A 17,318-nucleotide genomic window follows, 5' to 3' on the forward strand; every position below is an offset into this window, starting at 1 on the left:
GAGGTTAAGGTAAACACTTGTGCGTAATTCCATTTCTGTTTTACATCACCCCACTGGTCGTCAAGGACTATTAGCCCTTGTTGGGATTATGTTAAGCCTGATTCTCACAGGTTATGGTTTATTGTGGTTGTATGCTACGGATAGGCAACGTACAGCAAGCGAGCTGTTGTTGTCAGACATTACCCTTGATTTAAATCAAAAAATTGACACACAAGAGCGAAATTTTATCGGCGGTAAATTTATCTCGCCAAAAATGATCGCATCGCATTATTTGGTGATTTTTGAACCAACAGGGCGGGCGATTATCCTAAACAACAACAGCAATCTTTCCTCGTTTAATTTGCCAACGTGGTCAGTCAATGCCAGTCAAAACCAGACGTTACGCCGCAACAATGCCCTTGAAGCATGGCGTCCGCTCCACAACGGCTATCGGCTGTATGTTTATATTGAATTTGTGCCAATTTGGCAAACTTTTGTCAATCCGCTGTATGTATTGCCCTGGCTTTTGTTTTTGCTGTTTTTGGCCTTGTGTGCAGTGCAGTTGCAAAAACGCTATGCAAATTGGTTTCAGCTTATTGATTATGCACAAAATTTTTCTAATCACAGCCAATCAGGCTATCAGCCACTACAGTTGCCACAAAATAGTGCCCCTGAAATTTTACAATTAAACCAAATTATTAACCGTATTTCGTTTAAAAATCACCAATATTACGACGAGATTTATGAGTTAATGCACAGGCAAACCCATCTGATTGACAAATCACCTGTGTCCTTGTTTTTGTTGGATCGCAAGGGACGTTTGATATATTTTAACGAAAAATTTGCCAATACTTTTGCGACACCGTTTGACAAAAATGTTGTGTATATGCTTTATGATTTTATCACCGGAATGGACAAACAAACTCAACAACAGTTGATTAAAAGCAGTGAACACGCGACTTTCTTAACTTTATCCGTTACCAATTTACAGCGAGATTTGTATTTTGATTTGCATTTAAACCCATTTTACAATCATTTGGGGCAGTTGCAGGGTTTTAGTGGCGGTTTAGAAGAAGTAACCAATTATCATGAAAAACTGGAAAAAGCCTGGATCGGCGATCGCCAAACCGCGGAAAAACTGGCAGGTTTTGACAAACTTTGGGCGGTATTGGGGCATGAATTACGCACGCCGTTAAGCGGTATGATGGGTATGATTGAGTTGCTTGTTGAGGACAAAGACAGTTTTAACGAAGAACAACAAGAAACCATTGCCACCTTGCAACAATCCAGTCAAACCATGCTTGGCTTGTTAAACGACATGCTTGATGTGGCAAAAATAGATGCAGGCAAGTTACAAGCCAATATTACATCGGTGGATTTGTTGCAACTGTTAAACCAAACCGCTGAACTTATGATTGGCAATGCCAAACGCAACAACATCAGTCTGTATATTTATACCGATCCCAATGCTCCGCGTTACATAGAAACCGACGATGGGCGTATGCGTCAAGTTTTGTTAAACTTGATGAGCAATGCCATTAAATTTACCAAACAAGGCTATGTTGCCCTGCTTGTGGATAAACTTACCAGCAGCCACCCTGTTATTCAACAAAAAAAGTCAGGCATGCAAGATCTTGCCAAAGATTGGCTGTGCATTACGGTAAAAGACACAGGCATGGGCATCTCACCAAAAGATCAACAAAAGCTGTTTTCCTACTTTAACCAAGCCAATGACTCAATCAGCCGTCAATTTGGTGGTACAGGGCTTGGATTGGCAATTTCTAATAATTTTTCGCAGCTGCTTGGCGGGTTTATTAACCTTGAAAGTGAAGTTGGCAAAGGCAGCGAATTTCAGGTTTTTTTACCATTATATAACCACAGTTTAAAACCGGTGTTTGAATTGCAGGTGAATCAATTGCCGATTTTGTTGATTATCATTTCACCTTTTGACATTACGCGTCGCAGTACGGAGATTTTGAATTTTGTTGATGTAAAAAACATTATTTTTACCGAAATTAACGAGCATATGGTAAATAAAATCAATGCGTTAAATTTAAAAGATCTTGTGCCAATGTTAATCATTGATGAAGTGGCGTATGTGGGTAATGAGGCATTGTTTGAACAAATCAGTCTGTTCCAAACAGGTGTAAAAGTCATTATCAGCATGGACTCTGAACGCACGATTAAGCGTGAAATTATGCGACATTTTGACGGATTGATTCAAAAACCGCCAACTTTAGCCAACGCTTTTGCCAAAATTTTAAGTTTATATGAACAAAATATGAGTTTAAGTGATATTGTTTGCTTATCGGCAGAATTGGCATTCCAAAAATTTTTGCAAAAATACGAAAATACCAATTTTGAGCAAAATAAACCCAACAATAGCCATGACAATAGCAATACACACAACAATGGTTTTTCAAAACAAATCAATCCGGTGCTAGATGATGTGGCATTGATGTTGCCTAATCAGTTGGTAAATCAGGCATTAACAGCCATGCCTGCGATCGGAAGTTTTGATAAACAACGCACAGTTTTGGTTGCAGAGGATAATTTAATCAACCAAAAAATTGCCAAAAAACACTTAGAAACTTTAGGGTATGAAGTGATTATTGCCAATGAGGGCGAAGAGGCGGTTGCACTTTTGAGTCAAAACCGTGAAAAAATTGCCTTGGTGTTAATGGATTGTCAAATGCCAATTATGGACGGGTTGACCGCCACGCGACAAATCCGTGCCAATCAAGACAGCATTCCGATCATTGCTTTGACTGCCAATGACTCAGATGAATCGCGTAAACTGTGCAGCGATGCAGGCATGGACGGTTTTTTGACCAAACCCATTAACAAACAAAAATTAACCAAACTATTAAGCCGTTATATGATTTAAATGATTTAAGCGGTTTACCTAAGCTGTAAAAATCTAAGCTATAAAAACCTAAGCTTCAAAAAGTTGGTAATAATTGAGAAATAAGCATATACATAATTGATATAATTTGCGTTTTTATTTTAGGCTGTTTTCAGTTATACTACACAGTGTCGTAGGAGTGTGTTATGCTTAATTTTTTGTTGTTACGCTGTGATAGCCTTGCCAAATTGAGTAAATTGGGATACGGATTTTTTTGGGTGATCTGTATGTTGCTTGTTGCTTGTCAACCGCAACAAAAAGCTGATGATTTGGCAGTCAAGCCAGAACCTTATTCGTCAAGCGAAACCGCCACCATAAACCAATCGCCCGAAAAAACAGCCAACGTTACCGACGATACGGCATTCAACGACGCCAATGATACCAATGCCAAAGGTGCACCTGCTAACGATACTGATGCTAAAGATATCAATGCTAAAGATAGTAATACTAAAGATAGCAATGAAAAAACAGCCAACGATAAGACTGACAACAAACTTGACAAAAACACGCTTAGCATTGAGGAATTTCGCGTTATTTATCCAAGCGACCACCTAACAAACAACCAAAGCACAAACAATAAACTTAAATCAAATCCATCGTTAGACAATCTGTTGTTGCAGCATACCATCAACCAATTTTTACCAAATGGTGAGATAAGCGAGGATTTTCGGCAAGCCTATCTTGCCAGTATCTATACCATGCGTTTTGCCAAATACCAAAGCATGGATAACCCAAAAAGCCCTGATGTTGTTTTTGTGCAAAATATGATACGTCATCACCAAGGCGGTATTGATATGGCAAAAATTGAACTAAAATATGGCAAAGATGCCAGTTTAAAACGCCTTGCCAAAGACATGATTGCCACGCAACAAAACGAAATTTGGCTTATGCAACATTGGCTAAAAGAAGAAAATTACTACGCCCATTCACAGCCAAACAGCCACCAAAAAACCGCCAATATTCAACAAATATTTACCAATAGCATTGACCAAATGCACGAACAGATGTTGGCAGGGGCGGTGAGTGATGATGCGGATATGGCTTTTATCCAAACCATGTTGCCACACCACAAAGGGACATTGGCAATGGCTCAGGTACAACTAAAATATGGATCTGACCCAAAAATGCACAGGCTTGCTGATACGCTTATCATGAATCAAATTGCTGAAATTCAAGCCATGGAGCATTGGCTTACACAAAACCGTTAACAATTAGGGCTATTGGCTGTTATTAACCGAAAACCTTGTAATATTTTTGTCATACAAACGCTTTAAATTTTGTGAAATTACCGTTAATATAGTGGTGATTATCAAATTTTGATGTTTATTGTTGGAGATGACATGACAAAAATTGCATTATTAGACTATGGTATGGGCAATTTGCATTCAGCGGGTAAGGCGTTAACCAACGTCGGTGCTGATGTTATTATCACCCAAAACCCAAAACAAATCCAAACTTGCGATAAAATCGTATTTCCCGGCGTCGGTGCGATGAAAGATTGCATGGCAGGCATGACAAAATTTGGCATTGACGATGTGGTAAAACAAGCGGTATTTAACAAACCCATCATGGCAATTTGTGTTGGCATGCAAGCGTTGTTTGAACAATCAGAAGAAAACGGCGGCGTGGCTTGTTTAAAAATTTTGCCAGGTCATGTGAATAAATTTGATACAAACTTATTGCAACAAAACCCCGAGCTTAAAATTCCACACATGGGCTGGAATACCATTCATGGCATAGACAGATCGCACCCGCTTTGGCAGGGCATTGCACAAAACACGCATTTTTATTTTGTGCATAGTTTTTATTGTATACCAAAAGATCCGACAATCCTTGCTGCTCGCTGTGAGTATGGACTGGATTTTTGTGCCAGTGTCATCAAAGATAATTTGTTTGCTGTCCAATTTCACCCAGAAAAAAGTCATACTGCAGGTTTACAATTGCTGAAAAATTTTGTGGATTGGCAGATTTAACGGTTGTTTCAATGAGCAACTGTTTCAATGAACAACTGTTTCAATGAACAATTGTTTTAATAAAAGCTGCCAAATTGGATAAATGGATTAAACTGGTTTCAATCAACTCAAAAATAAATCAACAAATTTTTGTAAAATTTGTTAAACTTGGTGAAATTTCGTACAATTACAAGGATTTTTTATGCGTCATGTTTTTTTAATGCTATTGTTGCTTAATGTTGCTGCGTTTGGTTATTACAGCTATTTGTATAAACCGAGCATTGCTCCAAGTGTTGCCCAAACTCAAGCCACTTTAACCAACCCAGTAACCGCCACCAATGTCAGTGATGAGTTGCCACCGCTGATCGGTACAAAAAAATAAACGTTAAGTCATAATTGGAATCAATACGCTAACAATAAGGCCACCATTAGGCTGATTTTTTGCCAATACGTGGCCGTTGTGCAAATGGGCGATCCGACTAACAATTGCCAGGCCCAGTCCACTTCCTTGAGTGGTGCGAGCGGTTTCGCCACGTTCAAACGGTTGCATGATGCGCTCCAACTGATCCTCTGCAACACCATTGCCTGCATCGCTGATACTGATTTGCAAAAAATTTTGTGGGGCTAATAAATTTTGTGGTGATAATACGTCAGTTGTTGGTTTTTCTACAGTTTCATTGGCAAGGTTGGTGAGATTTTCCTCTTGTACCGCCTGATTTAGTACATGAACTGCAATGCAAATTGGCGGTTTTCCATAACGATTGGCATTATTTACTAAATTGACAATTAAGCGTTTTATAGACAGTGGGCGCAGTGCAATGTTTGGCAAATCATCATCAATTGCCAATTCAAATGCCAACGGAGCAAATTGCACCATAATTTCATGGATAATTGGGCGTAAATCGGTCAATCGCACCGCTTCGTCCGATCCATCTTTCATAAATGAAATAAACTGCTCCAAAATCGCGTCCATATCCTCAATGTCATACACAAGCCCGTCTTTTAAAAACTCATCAGGCAGCATTTCAGCGGTTAAGCGCATGCGTGTTAACGGCGTGCGTAAATCGTGCGAAATGCCTGCCAGCATGATGTTGCGTTCTTTTTGGGTTTGGCTTAGGTTGTCAAACAGTCGATTAAATGCCAAATTTACCTGACGAATTTCAGTTGATCCTTGGTTGGTTGCCAAATGATTGGCATGTCCCAGCGTGATATAATCTAGGGCGGTTTTTTGTAAGCGTTTGAGTGGGCGGTTTAATTGACGCACCAAAAAAATAATGGTTAATAAAGTCAAAAACGGAATGCCTAGCACAAAAAACAAAATCGTGGTTGGGCTGTATTGTGCATAAAATTTAACCGGTTCTTGCAGCCAAAATTCAGGGTGCTTGCTGTCTTGAATGTACAATATTGGCACGGGTTTAAATTTAAAATATACCACCGCAGGACGGCCGGTAACGGCTTGAATTTGAGTTTGCATTTTATCGGTAAAAAAACCAACAAACAGTTTATCCTCTACATCGGGAAAAGCATCTGGCGTGGTAACAAGATCAATGTGCGATGTGTGAATAACCCAGTCTGTTACCGCTTTGTTGTCATGCCAATCGGTGTGCAATTTATCCAACATAACAAGCTGATTTGCCAAATAATTGGCATGGATTTTTAATTCAGGCAAATACAAACTTCGCCAAAAAAACCACAAAGTCAAATTAACCGCCAATATCACCATTAACATCACCATCGAAGTGGTTTGCCAAGTGTTGCTGTAGCCGTGTCGCAAAGTTTGCAAAGATTTCATTGAGTTGCCTTTTGTTAATGCTTTTTTGTTAATGCTTATTGTGATTAATTATGTTAGTGATTGGTCATGTTAGTGATTGGTTATGGCTATAATAGTAAAATTTTGCCAAAACGGCAAATTTTTCTGGCATGGTTAAACCCACTCAAAGCACAGTGTGGTTTTTAGCACAGTGTGGTTGTTAAAACATTGACATATTTTTAGCACAACTATAAAATAGAAAAATTGTGCGTTTGTAAAAGGCAGGGCGGGGCGATGATTGGATTTTTAGAAAGGTTGCTGGGTAGGAGAGAAGTTGCGTGGCATTCTATTGAAGAAATTTTCAATATTAAAAACGGTTATACGCCATCAAAAAGAAATGCTAAATATTGGGAAAATGGCACAATTGCATGGTTTAGAATGGAAGATATTCGCGAAAATGGTAGAATATTAAACTCTGCCATTCAAATGGTGAATGAAAAAGGCGTAAAGGGTGGTAAACTTTTTCCAAAAAATTCAATTATTATTGCAACTACCGCTACAATTGGCGAGCATGCTTTGGTTACTACTCCTTATTTATCAAATCAGCAATTTACCAATTTAAGCATTAAAAAAGAATATGTAAATAAGTTTGATATTAGGTTTATTTTTTATTATTGTTTTGAGCTTGGTAAATGGTGCAAAAATAATACAAGGGCTTCAAATTTCCCAATAGTGGATATGAATGGATTTAAACAATTTAAATTTCCAATTCCGCCCCTAGATGTACAAAATGAAATTGTTAAAATATTGGATAAATTCACTGCATTAAATAGCGAATTAATAAAAGAGCTTATTTTGCGTAAAAAGCAATACCAATATTATCGGGATAAGCTGCTTAGTTTTGGCGATGAAGTGGAATGGAGAAGTTTGGGCGATGTTGCTAATTATGAACAGCCAACTAAATATTTAGTTAAATCAACGGTATATAATGACAATTATAAAACGCCAGTATTAACTGCAGGTAAAACATTTATTTTAGGGTTTACAGATGAAACAAATGGCATTTATAAAGCATCTGAAAACCCCGTTATTATTTTTGACGATTTTACAACCGCAAATAAATGGGTTGATTTTGACTTTAAAGCCAAATCATCAGCAATGAAAATGATTACATCAAAAGATGAAACACAATATTTATTAAAGTTTATTTATTATTGGTTAAATACTTTGCCGCAAGAAAATAATACCGACCACAAACGCCAATGGATAAGTAATTTCGCCAATAAAAAAATCCCCATTCCCCCAATAGCAACGCAACAAAAAATCGTTTCAATATTAGACAAATTTGAAACCCTAACCAATTCCATTTCTCACGGTTTACCAAAAGAAATAGAATTAAGAACCAAGCAATACGAATATTACCGCACACAACTGTTAACTTTTGCCAAAATAAGTTAGTTATAAAATTAAAGCAATCCAAATTAATCAATCCAAAGAGATCTAGTATGCAATCCTATCAAAACCAAACAAATACACAGTTAGAAAGTTTAGACAAAGCAGCAAGTTTAGCGGCCACCACCTTGCAACAGACGGTTGGCAACACACCTCTTGTGAAATTACAGCGCCTTGCTCCACATGGTATGAATATTTTTGCCAAACTGGAGGGCAATAATCCTGCAGGTTCTGTCAAAGATCGCCCTGCACTAAATATGATAAAATCCGCCTTAGAGCGTGGTGATGTCAAAGTTGGTGATACCTTGATCGAGGCAACCAGTGGCAACACAGGCATTGCTTTGGCGATGGTATCGGCGATGCTTGGACTAAATATCACACTCATTATGCCAAAAAATTCCACTCAAGAGCGTAAAGATGCTGTGCGTGCGTATGGAGCAACTTTAATTGATGCAGAAAATATGGAGCAGGCACGCGATTTGGCTTTTGCGATGCAAGCTGCTGGCAAGGGTGTGGTGCTTGACCAATTTAACAACAACGATAACTGGCTTGCTCATTATCATACAACCGGCCCTGAAATTTGGCAACAAACAGGGGGTAAAATCACCCATTTTGTCAGTGCTATGGGAACGACAGGTACGATCATGGGCGTGGCAAAATTCTTAAAACAAAAAAATCCGGCTATCCAAATCATCGGACTACAACCTGATGAAAATTCAAATATTGCAGGCATTCGTCGCTGGAGTCCTAAGTATTTGCCCAAAATTTTTGACAGTTCGTATTTGGATAAAATTGTCAATATTAACCAAACAGATGCAGAAAAAACCATGCGCAAACTGGCCAAAACAGAAGGGATTTTTTGTGGTGTGTCATCGGGTGGGGCGGCATTTGCAGCATTAAACCTTGCCAAACAGATTTATCAAGACAACCCAAACGCTCTGATAGTGTTTATTGTTTGCGACCGCGGTGATAGATATTTGTCTACAGGCTTGTACGGAATTGATGATTAATTAACAAAAAAGGAATGCATATGAATTTTCCACCGATTTTAGTATTTGATATTGAAACCATACCTGATGTCGAGATTGGCAAACGCCTGTATCCAGAGGTTAGTCAGCTTGATGACGATGAAGCGCTTGCTAAAATGATACAGTTGCGTGAAGATGAAGTGGGTAATCCGTTTATGCCTTTGCCACTACACAAAATTGTGTGTTTGTCGGTTTTGTGGATCAACAATGGTAAAATGTCTTTAAAAACCTTGTCGTTAAATGAACATAGCGAACAAGAAATTCTACAAACTTTTTTTAACTCAATTGATAAATTGCCCGTATTGGTGAGTTGGAATGGCAAAGGATTTGATATTCCTGTCATGACTTATCGTGCCTTGCATTATGGACTTTGCGCCCAAAAACTGTTTGCTGAAAATACAGGTGAGATGAAATATAACAACTATATCAACCGTTACCACGACCGTCATACTGATCTGATGTTAAAAACCGCGATGAGTGGTGCTTATCAAAAACTTGATGTGGTTGCAACGGCATCTGGTTTTGCAGGCAAACAAGCTCTTGATGGCTATGATGTTTTGCCTATGCTACAGGCGGGTGAATGGCAAAAACTCACCACTTATTGCGAAAGTGATGTGTTAAATACTTGGCTTTTATATTTGCGTTATTTGCGTTTGGTTGGCAAAATGACCTTTGACGAAAGTTTGGCATGGGAAAACTACACGCACGAATATTTACAAAGTATTAAAAATAGCGATGACACACTTCGTCATGCACAGTTTTTGCAAGCATGGCAAAGACCAAAAATGGGCGAGTAAAGCAATTAAAACCAAATAATAAAAGCCAAATTAGACTTACACAGTTAGACTTACACAGAATGTATTTTGTGTAAGTCTTTTTGTGTGGGTTTTTGGTTGTGTGGATTATTTTTCCAAATATTGCAATTTATTTGGTACACCGTCCCATTCTTTATGATCAGGCAAGGGTTCTATCATACTGGTGATGTTTGGCCATTTTTCGGCAAGTTCGGCATTAAGCTCAATAAACACTTCTTGACCTTTTGGTACTTCATCTTCGCTAAAAATTGCATTGGCAGGGCATTCAGGCTCACACAGGGCACAGTCAATACATTCATCAGGGTGAATAGCCAAAAAATTTGGACCTTCGTAAAAGCAGTCTACAGGACAGACTTCTACGCAGTCGGTGTATTTACAACGGATACAGTTATCAGTTACAACAAAGGCCATAGCGACGGCTACCTTTTAATAATGAATCGGTTAAAAAAATAAATTGGTTAAAAAATATATAATTAAAAAAATATATAATTAAAAATATAACAGTTTAAAAATAAAGTAATTAATAAAAAATTAATAAAATAATCAACATAATATTTTACCGCTTTCTACAACATTTAACAATTCTTTTAGGCAATAAATTACTGTCAAAACTGTTTTTAAACTGTTTTTAAACTATTTTTAAAAAACCCGCCAGAAAACTTGTATCTTAAAAGTTAAACCCCTATTATAATAGCAAAATTTATTTTGTGTAGGATTGTGTCATGTTAGGTAAAGTGATTGGCAAAGTGGTTGGTACAAAAAACGACCGTGAACTAAAACGTATGCGAAAATTGGTTGATAAAATCAATGCCTTAGAACCAAAAATTCAAGCCCTAAGCGACGAAGAATTAAAGCAAAAAACCCTTGAATTTAAAGAAAAATACCAAAATGGCACAAGCCTTGATGATTTGTTAACAGAGGCTTTTGCGGTGTGTCGTGAGGCATCATCACGCGTACTTGGTATGCGTCATTATGATGTGCAATTGATCGGCGGTATTACCTTGCACGAAGGTAAAATTGCTGAAATGCGTACAGGCGAGGGTAAAACCCTTATGGGAACGTTGGCAATTTACCTAAATGCGATCAGTGCAAAAGGCGTGCATGTGGTAACAGTAAATGATTATTTGGCGACCCGCGATGCTGAGTTAAACCGCCCATTGTTTGAATTTTTGGGTTTGACGGTTGGGGTGATTTATTCACAACAAAATCCGATGGAAAAATTTGGGGCATACGCTGCTGATATCACTTATGGCACGAACAACGAGTATGGTTTTGATTATTTGCGTGATAACATGGTGTTTAGCATGCAAGAAAAAAAACAACGCCCTTTAAATTACTGTATTATTGACGAAATTGACTCTATTTTGATTGATGAAGCACGCACGCCACTGATTATTTCAGGGCAAGCTGAAGATTCTGCTGAAACTTATGTAATAATTAACAACATTGTTGATCGCCTAAAAGCATCTAAAAGCGAAGAGGGCAACCGCGAAAACCGCGAACATGATTTTTGGATAGATGAAAAAAATCGTCAAATTGAAATTAGCGAAAAAGGCTATGAAAAAATTGAAAAATTTTTAATAGAAAAAGGGCAAATGAGTGAACATGAAAGTCTGTATAGCCCTGCACGTTTGCCACTGCTTGCTCATGTTCAAGCCGCCATTCGGGCCCATCATTTATTTATCAAAGACATAAGTTATATTGTTCAAGACGGTGAAATTGTCATTATTGACGAAAACACAGGACGTGCCATGCCAGGGCGACGCTGGTCCGAGGGTTTACACCAAGCGGTAGAAGCCAAAGAAGGCGTGGAAATTCAAGCAGAAAACCAAACTCTTGCAACAACAACGTTTCAAAACTTTTTTCGGTTATACGATAAATTGTCAGGCATGACGGGGACGGCCGACACTGAAGCGGCAGAATTTAAGCAAACTTACGATATTGATGTTGTGGTTATTCCAACCCACAAACCCATTCAACGCGTGGATTTAGACGACCAAATTTTCTTAACCAAAATGGGAAAATATCAAGGCATTATCCGCGAAATTAAGCGTATTAAACAAAAACACGCCCCGATTTTGGTTGGTACGGCGACCATTGAAGCCAGTGAAGTGTTGTCGCAATTGATGACCAAAGAGGGCATTGCTCATAATGTTTTAAACGCCAAGCAACACGAACGCGAAGCCGATATTATTTCTCAAGCAGGCGCTCCCGATGCAGTTACAATTGCAACCAACATGGCAGGACGTGGTACGGATATTATTTTGGGAGGCAACTGGCAGGCACAATTGGCAAAACTACAAAATGTTACCCCAGAAATGAAAGAGCAAGCCAAGGCTGATTGGCAAATCAAAAACAAACAAGTACTAGAAGCAGGGGGGCTGCATATTATTGGCTCGGAACGTCATGAAAGTCGTCGCATTGACAATCAATTGCGTGGCCGGGCGGGGCGTCAAGGTGATCCGGGCGAGTCGCGTTTCTTTTTATCACTTGAAGATGATTTAATGCGGATTTTTGCAGGCGATAAAGTTGTAAATATGATGCGTGCAATGGGCTTAAAAGAAGATGAAGCGATTGAGCATAAAATGGTGTCGCGCTCCATTGAAAATGCCCAAAGTAAAGTGGAAAATCGTGATTTTGATGCTCGTAAAAATCTGCTTAAATACGATGATGTTGCCAATGAACAGCGTAAAGTGATTTACCGCCAACGCGATGAATTGTTGGAAGCTGCTGATTTACAAGCCACCATTGAAGAAATGCACCACGATGTGTACAATGCGTTGATTAACGAATTTATCCCACAAGGTTCGATTGATGATCAATGGAATGTTGATGGTTTAGAAGATGAATTAGAAGATGAATTTCACATTGCCATGCCAATTAATGACTGGTTGGATGCAGATCGCCGTTTAGATGAAGAAGGCTTGCGCGAAAAAATCATCGATGCTGCAATTACCAATTATCGTTATCGCCGTGAGCAAATGGCCGCCGATGCAGGGCGACTCGAGCGTCATTTTATGCTCCAAAATTTGGATAAACATTGGAAAGAACACTTAAACCAAATGGATCAATTGCGTAAAGGCATTCATTTGCGCAGTTATGCCCAAAAAAATCCAGAACAAGAATACAAATCCGAATCGTTTAATTTGTTTCAAAGCATGCTTGGAGCGATTAAATCTGAAACCGTGCAAGATTTATCCATTGTACACATTCCAACCCCAGAAGAAATGGCGGAAATGGAGGCCTTGCAAAAATTGCAAGCTGAGCAAATGCGCCTACATTTTGAACACCAAGAAATGAACGGTATCACAGGCGAACTTAGCGAAGATCCAGATATGGCTGTGCGTAACCGCCACCCAATGGGACGTGCAAACTATCAGTTTAACATGGGTGCGACCATTAGCACCCCTGTTGTGGTTGCTGATACCACAGAAGAAAATCCATATGCTGATTTAAACATCAGTCGCAATGCCAATTGTCCTTGTGGCTCGGGGTTAAAATACAAACAATGTCATGGCAAAATTTAAAACAAAACCCAAATCAAAACAAATGAGTTGTGGTGAATTAATTTTTTGACTTATAATAAACAAAATTAATTTTTTAAAATATTGAGTTAAATTTTTTAAAAAATTAGCCAGTGTTTATGATAAAATATTTTCATTTTTAAGGGGTAGGCATGCTACAGATAACAATAAAAAAAATAACAATAAAAAAAATCAGTTTAATCGGTTTGTTGGTTTTATCAGTGCCACTAACCGCCTGTAGTAAATCTGAACCGGTTGAAAAAACAAGCGACAATCTTGCATCGACCACCGAAGCCATACCAATGTCTGCTGCCCCTGCCGATGAAAATAACGCACCTGCGGTGATAAATGATGGCAATGCTGTGGCGGACTTGGATTCAGATGTTACCGTGGCTACATCCGATGTGGGCGAGCCGATCGAAAGCGGTGTTGATAATTCAGCAATGGAAACCATTAGCGAAAACGACCAAGTGATTGACAACAAACCTGCATCACCGAACGCTCCAAAAGCCGATGATAACGGTGCAGATGTCAATCAAAAACTACAATAAATTTGAAGAATTATTTGACCAATATGGAAACTATCTTAATCGTAGAAGACGAAATTGCCATTCGAGATATGTTGGTAACCACGCTTGAATTGTCAGGGTTTCAATGCTTAGAAGCCAACGATGCCGAGCAAGCGCATCGGATAGTTGTAGACAGCCGGCCTGCGTTGATTTTGTTGGATTGGATGTTGCCAAATGGTATATCGGGTATTGATTTTTGTCGCAGACTCAAAAAAGACAATGCCTTGTCTGAAATTCCGATCATCATGCTTACTGCAAAAGGCGAAGAAGATAATAAAATTCAAGGTTTAGATGCCGGAGCCGATGATTATATTACAAAACCTTTCTCCACCAAAGAACTCATTTCACGCATCAAAGCAGTATTGCGTCGCAGTGGCAGTGCTTTAAATGAAAACCTGATTAATATCAATGGCTTATGTTTGGATAAAATTTCTAGGCGTGTAAAAATTAACGACACAACAATTGAGATTGGTCCAACTGAATATCGTTTATTGGCATTTTTTATGAGTCACAGTGAAAGAGCTTACACGCGTTCACAGTTATTAGATCACGTTTGGGGCGGTAATGTCTATGTGGAGGATCGCACCATTGACGTGCATATTCGTCGGTTACGCAAAATCCTAGAGCCGTATGGTTTTGATGGCTATATCCAAACCGTGCGTGGCACAGGCTATCGCTTTTCACAATACCCTGCGTAAAATTTTAAGGAGAGCTTATGACAAACCAAGCCAAAAACCCAAAAACATCAAAATCTGCGTTACTGGCTTTAGCAAAATTTGGTTTAATTGCCACTACGACAGCGACTACCGCAACCGTGATTGGCGTTTTTGCAACTTATCAATATTTTCAGCACCAAACCAAGCAACGCCGTAATTATACCGTGCTTGCCGACCACCAAATTCACGCCCAACGCTATCACGGACATATCCAAAAAATTGGCAACAATGCTACTTTTAGCAACCAATCTGCCACTTATCATTTATACGATCCAATGTCTGTCATTGATGATTTGGCAAAACAAGCAGGTGTACAGACAACGCCTGACAATCAAGTGTTGGATTTTGAAGCGGAATTTATAGCAGAGCTTAGTCAAAAAGGGCATTATGGCACGCTTGGCCATCATGATTATCAGTTGACTGTTCTAAAAAGCGTAAAAAATTAATTCATAACTCATTGAAAAATAACAAAATAAAAAAATAATTCAAAAAACCCCTTGACCTATCCAAAAACTTCTATATAATACGCACCCACTTAAGCAACAAAGTTAAGTTAAGCAACAAAGCTTAAACAAATAATTTTTTTAAATAAAAACAACTTAATTAAAACAACTTAATTAAAACAACTTAATTAAAACAACTTAATTAAAACAACTTAATTAAAACAACTTAATTAAAACAACTTAATTAAAACAACTTAATTAAAACAACTTAATTAAAACAACTTAATTAAAACAACTTACTTAATCTTAATTAAAAGTTTTTTTAATCAAAAGTTTTTTAATCAAAAGTTTTTAATTAAAAAAAGCATAAAAAATAAAAAACAGCTTGACAATAAAAATAAAGCTGATAAAATATGCAACTATTAACAGACGATGTTAAGAACAAAACTAAATAACAAATTAAAATAAAAAACAACTTGTGTAGATTTTCTACTGGCACAAATAAATATATAAAACAAAAAACTTTTTATATTCTTTTGTACAGAAGAAAACTTTCGTAAGTTTATTTGAGCAAACAGTATAAAAAGAGCCTGAGTTTGACTAATAACATAATAATAAAATATTATGCAAAAATCAACTCTAAATAAAAGATTAAACTGAAGAGTTTGATCATGGCTCAGATTGAACGCTGGCGGCAGGCTTAACACATGCAAGTCGAACGATGATTATCCAGCTTGCTGGATAAGATTAGTGGCGAACGGGTGAGTAACATTTAGGAATCTGCCTCATAATGGGGGATAGCTTGGGGAAACCCAAATTAATACCGCATACGTCCTACGGGAGAAAGATGGCGCAAGCTGTCGTTATGAGATGAGCCTAAACCAGATTAGCTAGTTGGTGGGGTAAAAGCCTACCAAGGCGACGATCTGTAGCTGGTCTGAGAGGATGATCAGCCACACTGGGACTGAGACACGGCCCAGACTCCTACGGGAGGCAGCAGTGGGGAATATTGGACAATGGGGGAAACCCTGATCCAGCCATGCCGCGTGTGTGAAGAAGGCCTTTTGGTTGTAAAGCACTTTAAGTGGGGAGGAACAATTATCAATTAATACCTGATAATCTTGACGTTACCCACAGAATAAGCACCGGCTAACTCTGTGCCAGCAGCCGCGGTAATACAGAGGGTGCGAGCGTTAATCGGAATTACTGGGCGTAAAGCGAGCGTAGGTGGCTAATTAAGTCACATGTGAAATCCCTGGGCTTAACCTAGGAACTGCATGTGATACTGGTTGGCTAGAGTAGATGAGAGGGGGGTAGAATTCCAGGTGTAGCGGTGAAATGCGTAGAGATCTGGAGGAATACCGATGGCGAAGGCAGCCCCCTGGCACCATACTGACACTGAGGTTCGAAAGCGTGGGTAGCAAACAGGATTAGATACCCTGGTAGTCCACGCCGTAAACGATGTCTACTAGCCGTTGGGTGTCTTGAACACTTAGTGGCGCAGTTAACGCGATAAGTAGACCGCCTGGGGAGTACGGCCGCAAGGTTAAAACTCAAATGAATTGACGGGGGCCCGCACAAGCGGTGGAGCATGTGGTTTAATTCGATGCAACGCGAAGAACCTTACCTGGTCTTGACATATCTAGAATCTTGCAGAGATGCGAGAGTGCCTTCGGGAATTAGAATACAGGTGCTGCATGGCTGTCGTCAGCTCGTGTCGTGAGATGTTGGGTTAAGTCCCGCAACGAGCGCAACCCTTTTCCTTACTTGCCAGCGGGTCATGCCGGGAACTTTAAGGATACTGCCAGTGACAAACTGGAGGAAGGTGGGGACGACGTCAAGTCATCATGGCCCTTACGACCAGGGCTACACACGTGCTACAATGGTAGGTACAGAGGGTTGCTACACAGCGATGTGATGCCAATCTCAAAAAGCCTATCGTAGTCCGGATTGGAGTCTGCAACTCGACTCCATGAAGTCGGAATCGCTAGTAATCGCGGATCAGAAAGCCGCGGTGAATACGTTCCCGGGCCTTGTACACACCGCCCGTCACACCATGGGAGTTGATTGCACCAGAAGTAGTTAGCCTAACGCAAGAGGGCGATTACCACGGTGTGGTCGATGACTGGGGTGAAGTCGTAACAAGGTAGCCGTAGGGGAACCTGTGGCTGGATCACCTCCTTAA

Annotated in this window: 13 protein-coding genes and 1 rRNA gene; 12 read left to right on the plus strand and 2 right to left on the minus strand. The window is 39.2% G+C overall.

Going from position 1 to position 17,318, the window contains the following annotated elements:
• Positions 1–19 precede the first annotated feature (19 nt).
• The 4 genes from MOMA_RS03770 to MOMA_RS03785 all read left to right on the plus strand — a co-directional run bounded on the left by MOMA_RS03770 (position 20) and on the right by MOMA_RS03785 (position 5,218).
• Positions 20–2,866 carry a response regulator gene (locus MOMA_RS03770; RefSeq protein ID WP_009767286.1) on the plus strand — a complete coding sequence of 949 codons (2,847 nt, stop codon included), beginning with the start codon at positions 20–22 and terminating at the stop codon, positions 2,864–2,866.
• Positions 2,867–3,030: 164 nt separating this feature from the next.
• A complete protein-coding gene (locus MOMA_RS03775) occupies positions 3,031–4,092 on the plus strand; it encodes a DUF305 domain-containing protein (RefSeq protein ID WP_009767287.1) in 1,062 nt (353 codons plus the stop codon).
• A 132-nt stretch (positions 4,093–4,224) separates the two neighbouring features.
• The gene (gene hisH, locus MOMA_RS03780) at positions 4,225–4,857 is read left to right on the plus strand and encodes an imidazole glycerol phosphate synthase subunit HisH (protein ID WP_009767288.1); all 633 of its coding nucleotides are present in this window, start codon (positions 4,225–4,227) and stop codon (positions 4,855–4,857) included.
• A gap of 181 nt (positions 4,858–5,038) precedes the next feature.
• The gene (locus MOMA_RS03785; RefSeq protein WP_040624807.1) at positions 5,039–5,218 is read left to right on the plus strand and encodes a hypothetical protein; all 180 of its coding nucleotides are present in this window, start codon (positions 5,039–5,041) and stop codon (positions 5,216–5,218) included.
• Positions 5,219–5,221: 3 nt separating this feature from the next.
• On the opposite strand, the gene MOMA_RS03790 is transcribed toward MOMA_RS03785, so the two are convergent.
• The gene (locus tag MOMA_RS03790) at positions 5,222–6,628 is read right to left on the minus strand and encodes an ATP-binding protein (protein WP_009767289.1); all 1,407 of its coding nucleotides are present in this window, start codon (positions 6,626–6,628) and stop codon (positions 5,222–5,224) included.
• Between the two features lie 252 nt (positions 6,629–6,880).
• Here MOMA_RS03790 and MOMA_RS03795 point away from each other — a divergent pair, with 252 nt between their 5' ends.
• Genes MOMA_RS03795 through MOMA_RS03805 form a run of 3 tightly spaced genes read left to right on the plus strand, consistent with a single transcriptional unit; the run spans position 6,881 to position 9,863 of the window.
• The gene (locus tag MOMA_RS03795) at positions 6,881–8,044 is read left to right on the plus strand and encodes a restriction endonuclease subunit S (RefSeq protein ID WP_009767290.1); all 1,164 of its coding nucleotides are present in this window, start codon (positions 6,881–6,883) and stop codon (positions 8,042–8,044) included.
• 47 nt (positions 8,045–8,091) lie between these two features.
• Positions 8,092–9,048, plus strand: coding sequence for a cysteine synthase CysM (cysM, locus tag MOMA_RS03800; RefSeq protein ID WP_009767291.1), 957 nt, complete (start codon positions 8,092–8,094; stop codon positions 9,046–9,048).
• 20 nt (positions 9,049–9,068) lie between these two features.
• The gene (locus MOMA_RS03805) at positions 9,069–9,863 is read left to right on the plus strand and encodes a 3'-5' exonuclease (protein WP_009767292.1); all 795 of its coding nucleotides are present in this window, start codon (positions 9,069–9,071) and stop codon (positions 9,861–9,863) included.
• Positions 9,864–9,968: 105 nt separating this feature from the next.
• Here MOMA_RS03805 and fdxA read toward each other — a convergent pair whose 3' ends face one another.
• Complete coding sequence (fdxA, locus tag MOMA_RS03810) at positions 9,969–10,292, minus strand: ferredoxin FdxA (protein ID WP_009767293.1); 324 nt, start codon at positions 10,290–10,292, stop codon at positions 9,969–9,971.
• Positions 10,293–10,603: 311 nt separating this feature from the next.
• Here fdxA and secA point away from each other — a divergent pair, with 311 nt between their 5' ends.
• From secA to MOMA_RS03835, 5 genes are all read left to right on the plus strand, one after another.
• Positions 10,604–13,408 carry a preprotein translocase subunit SecA gene (gene secA / locus MOMA_RS03815; RefSeq protein ID WP_009767294.1) on the plus strand — a complete coding sequence of 935 codons (2,805 nt, stop codon included), beginning with the start codon at positions 10,604–10,606 and terminating at the stop codon, positions 13,406–13,408.
• 149 nt (positions 13,409–13,557) lie between these two features.
• Positions 13,558–13,956: a hypothetical protein gene (locus MOMA_RS03820; RefSeq protein ID WP_009767295.1), complete on the plus strand. Its 399-nt coding sequence runs from the start codon at positions 13,558–13,560 to the stop codon at positions 13,954–13,956.
• Between the two features lie 23 nt (positions 13,957–13,979).
• The gene (gene phoB, locus MOMA_RS03825; protein ID WP_009767296.1) at positions 13,980–14,672 is read left to right on the plus strand and encodes a phosphate regulon transcriptional regulator PhoB; all 693 of its coding nucleotides are present in this window, start codon (positions 13,980–13,982) and stop codon (positions 14,670–14,672) included.
• Positions 14,673–14,689: 17 nt separating this feature from the next.
• Positions 14,690–15,136: a hypothetical protein gene (locus MOMA_RS03830; protein WP_009767297.1), complete on the plus strand. Its 447-nt coding sequence runs from the start codon at positions 14,690–14,692 to the stop codon at positions 15,134–15,136.
• Between the two features lie 650 nt (positions 15,137–15,786).
• Positions 15,787–17,317: ribosomal RNA gene (locus MOMA_RS03835) — 16S ribosomal RNA — on the plus strand.
• The last annotated feature ends 1 nt before the right edge of the window (position 17,318 follow it).

The sequence above is a fragment of the Moraxella macacae 0408225 genome (assembly GCF_000320365.1).
Classification (GTDB): domain Bacteria; phylum Pseudomonadota; class Gammaproteobacteria; order Pseudomonadales; family Moraxellaceae; genus Faucicola; species Faucicola macacae.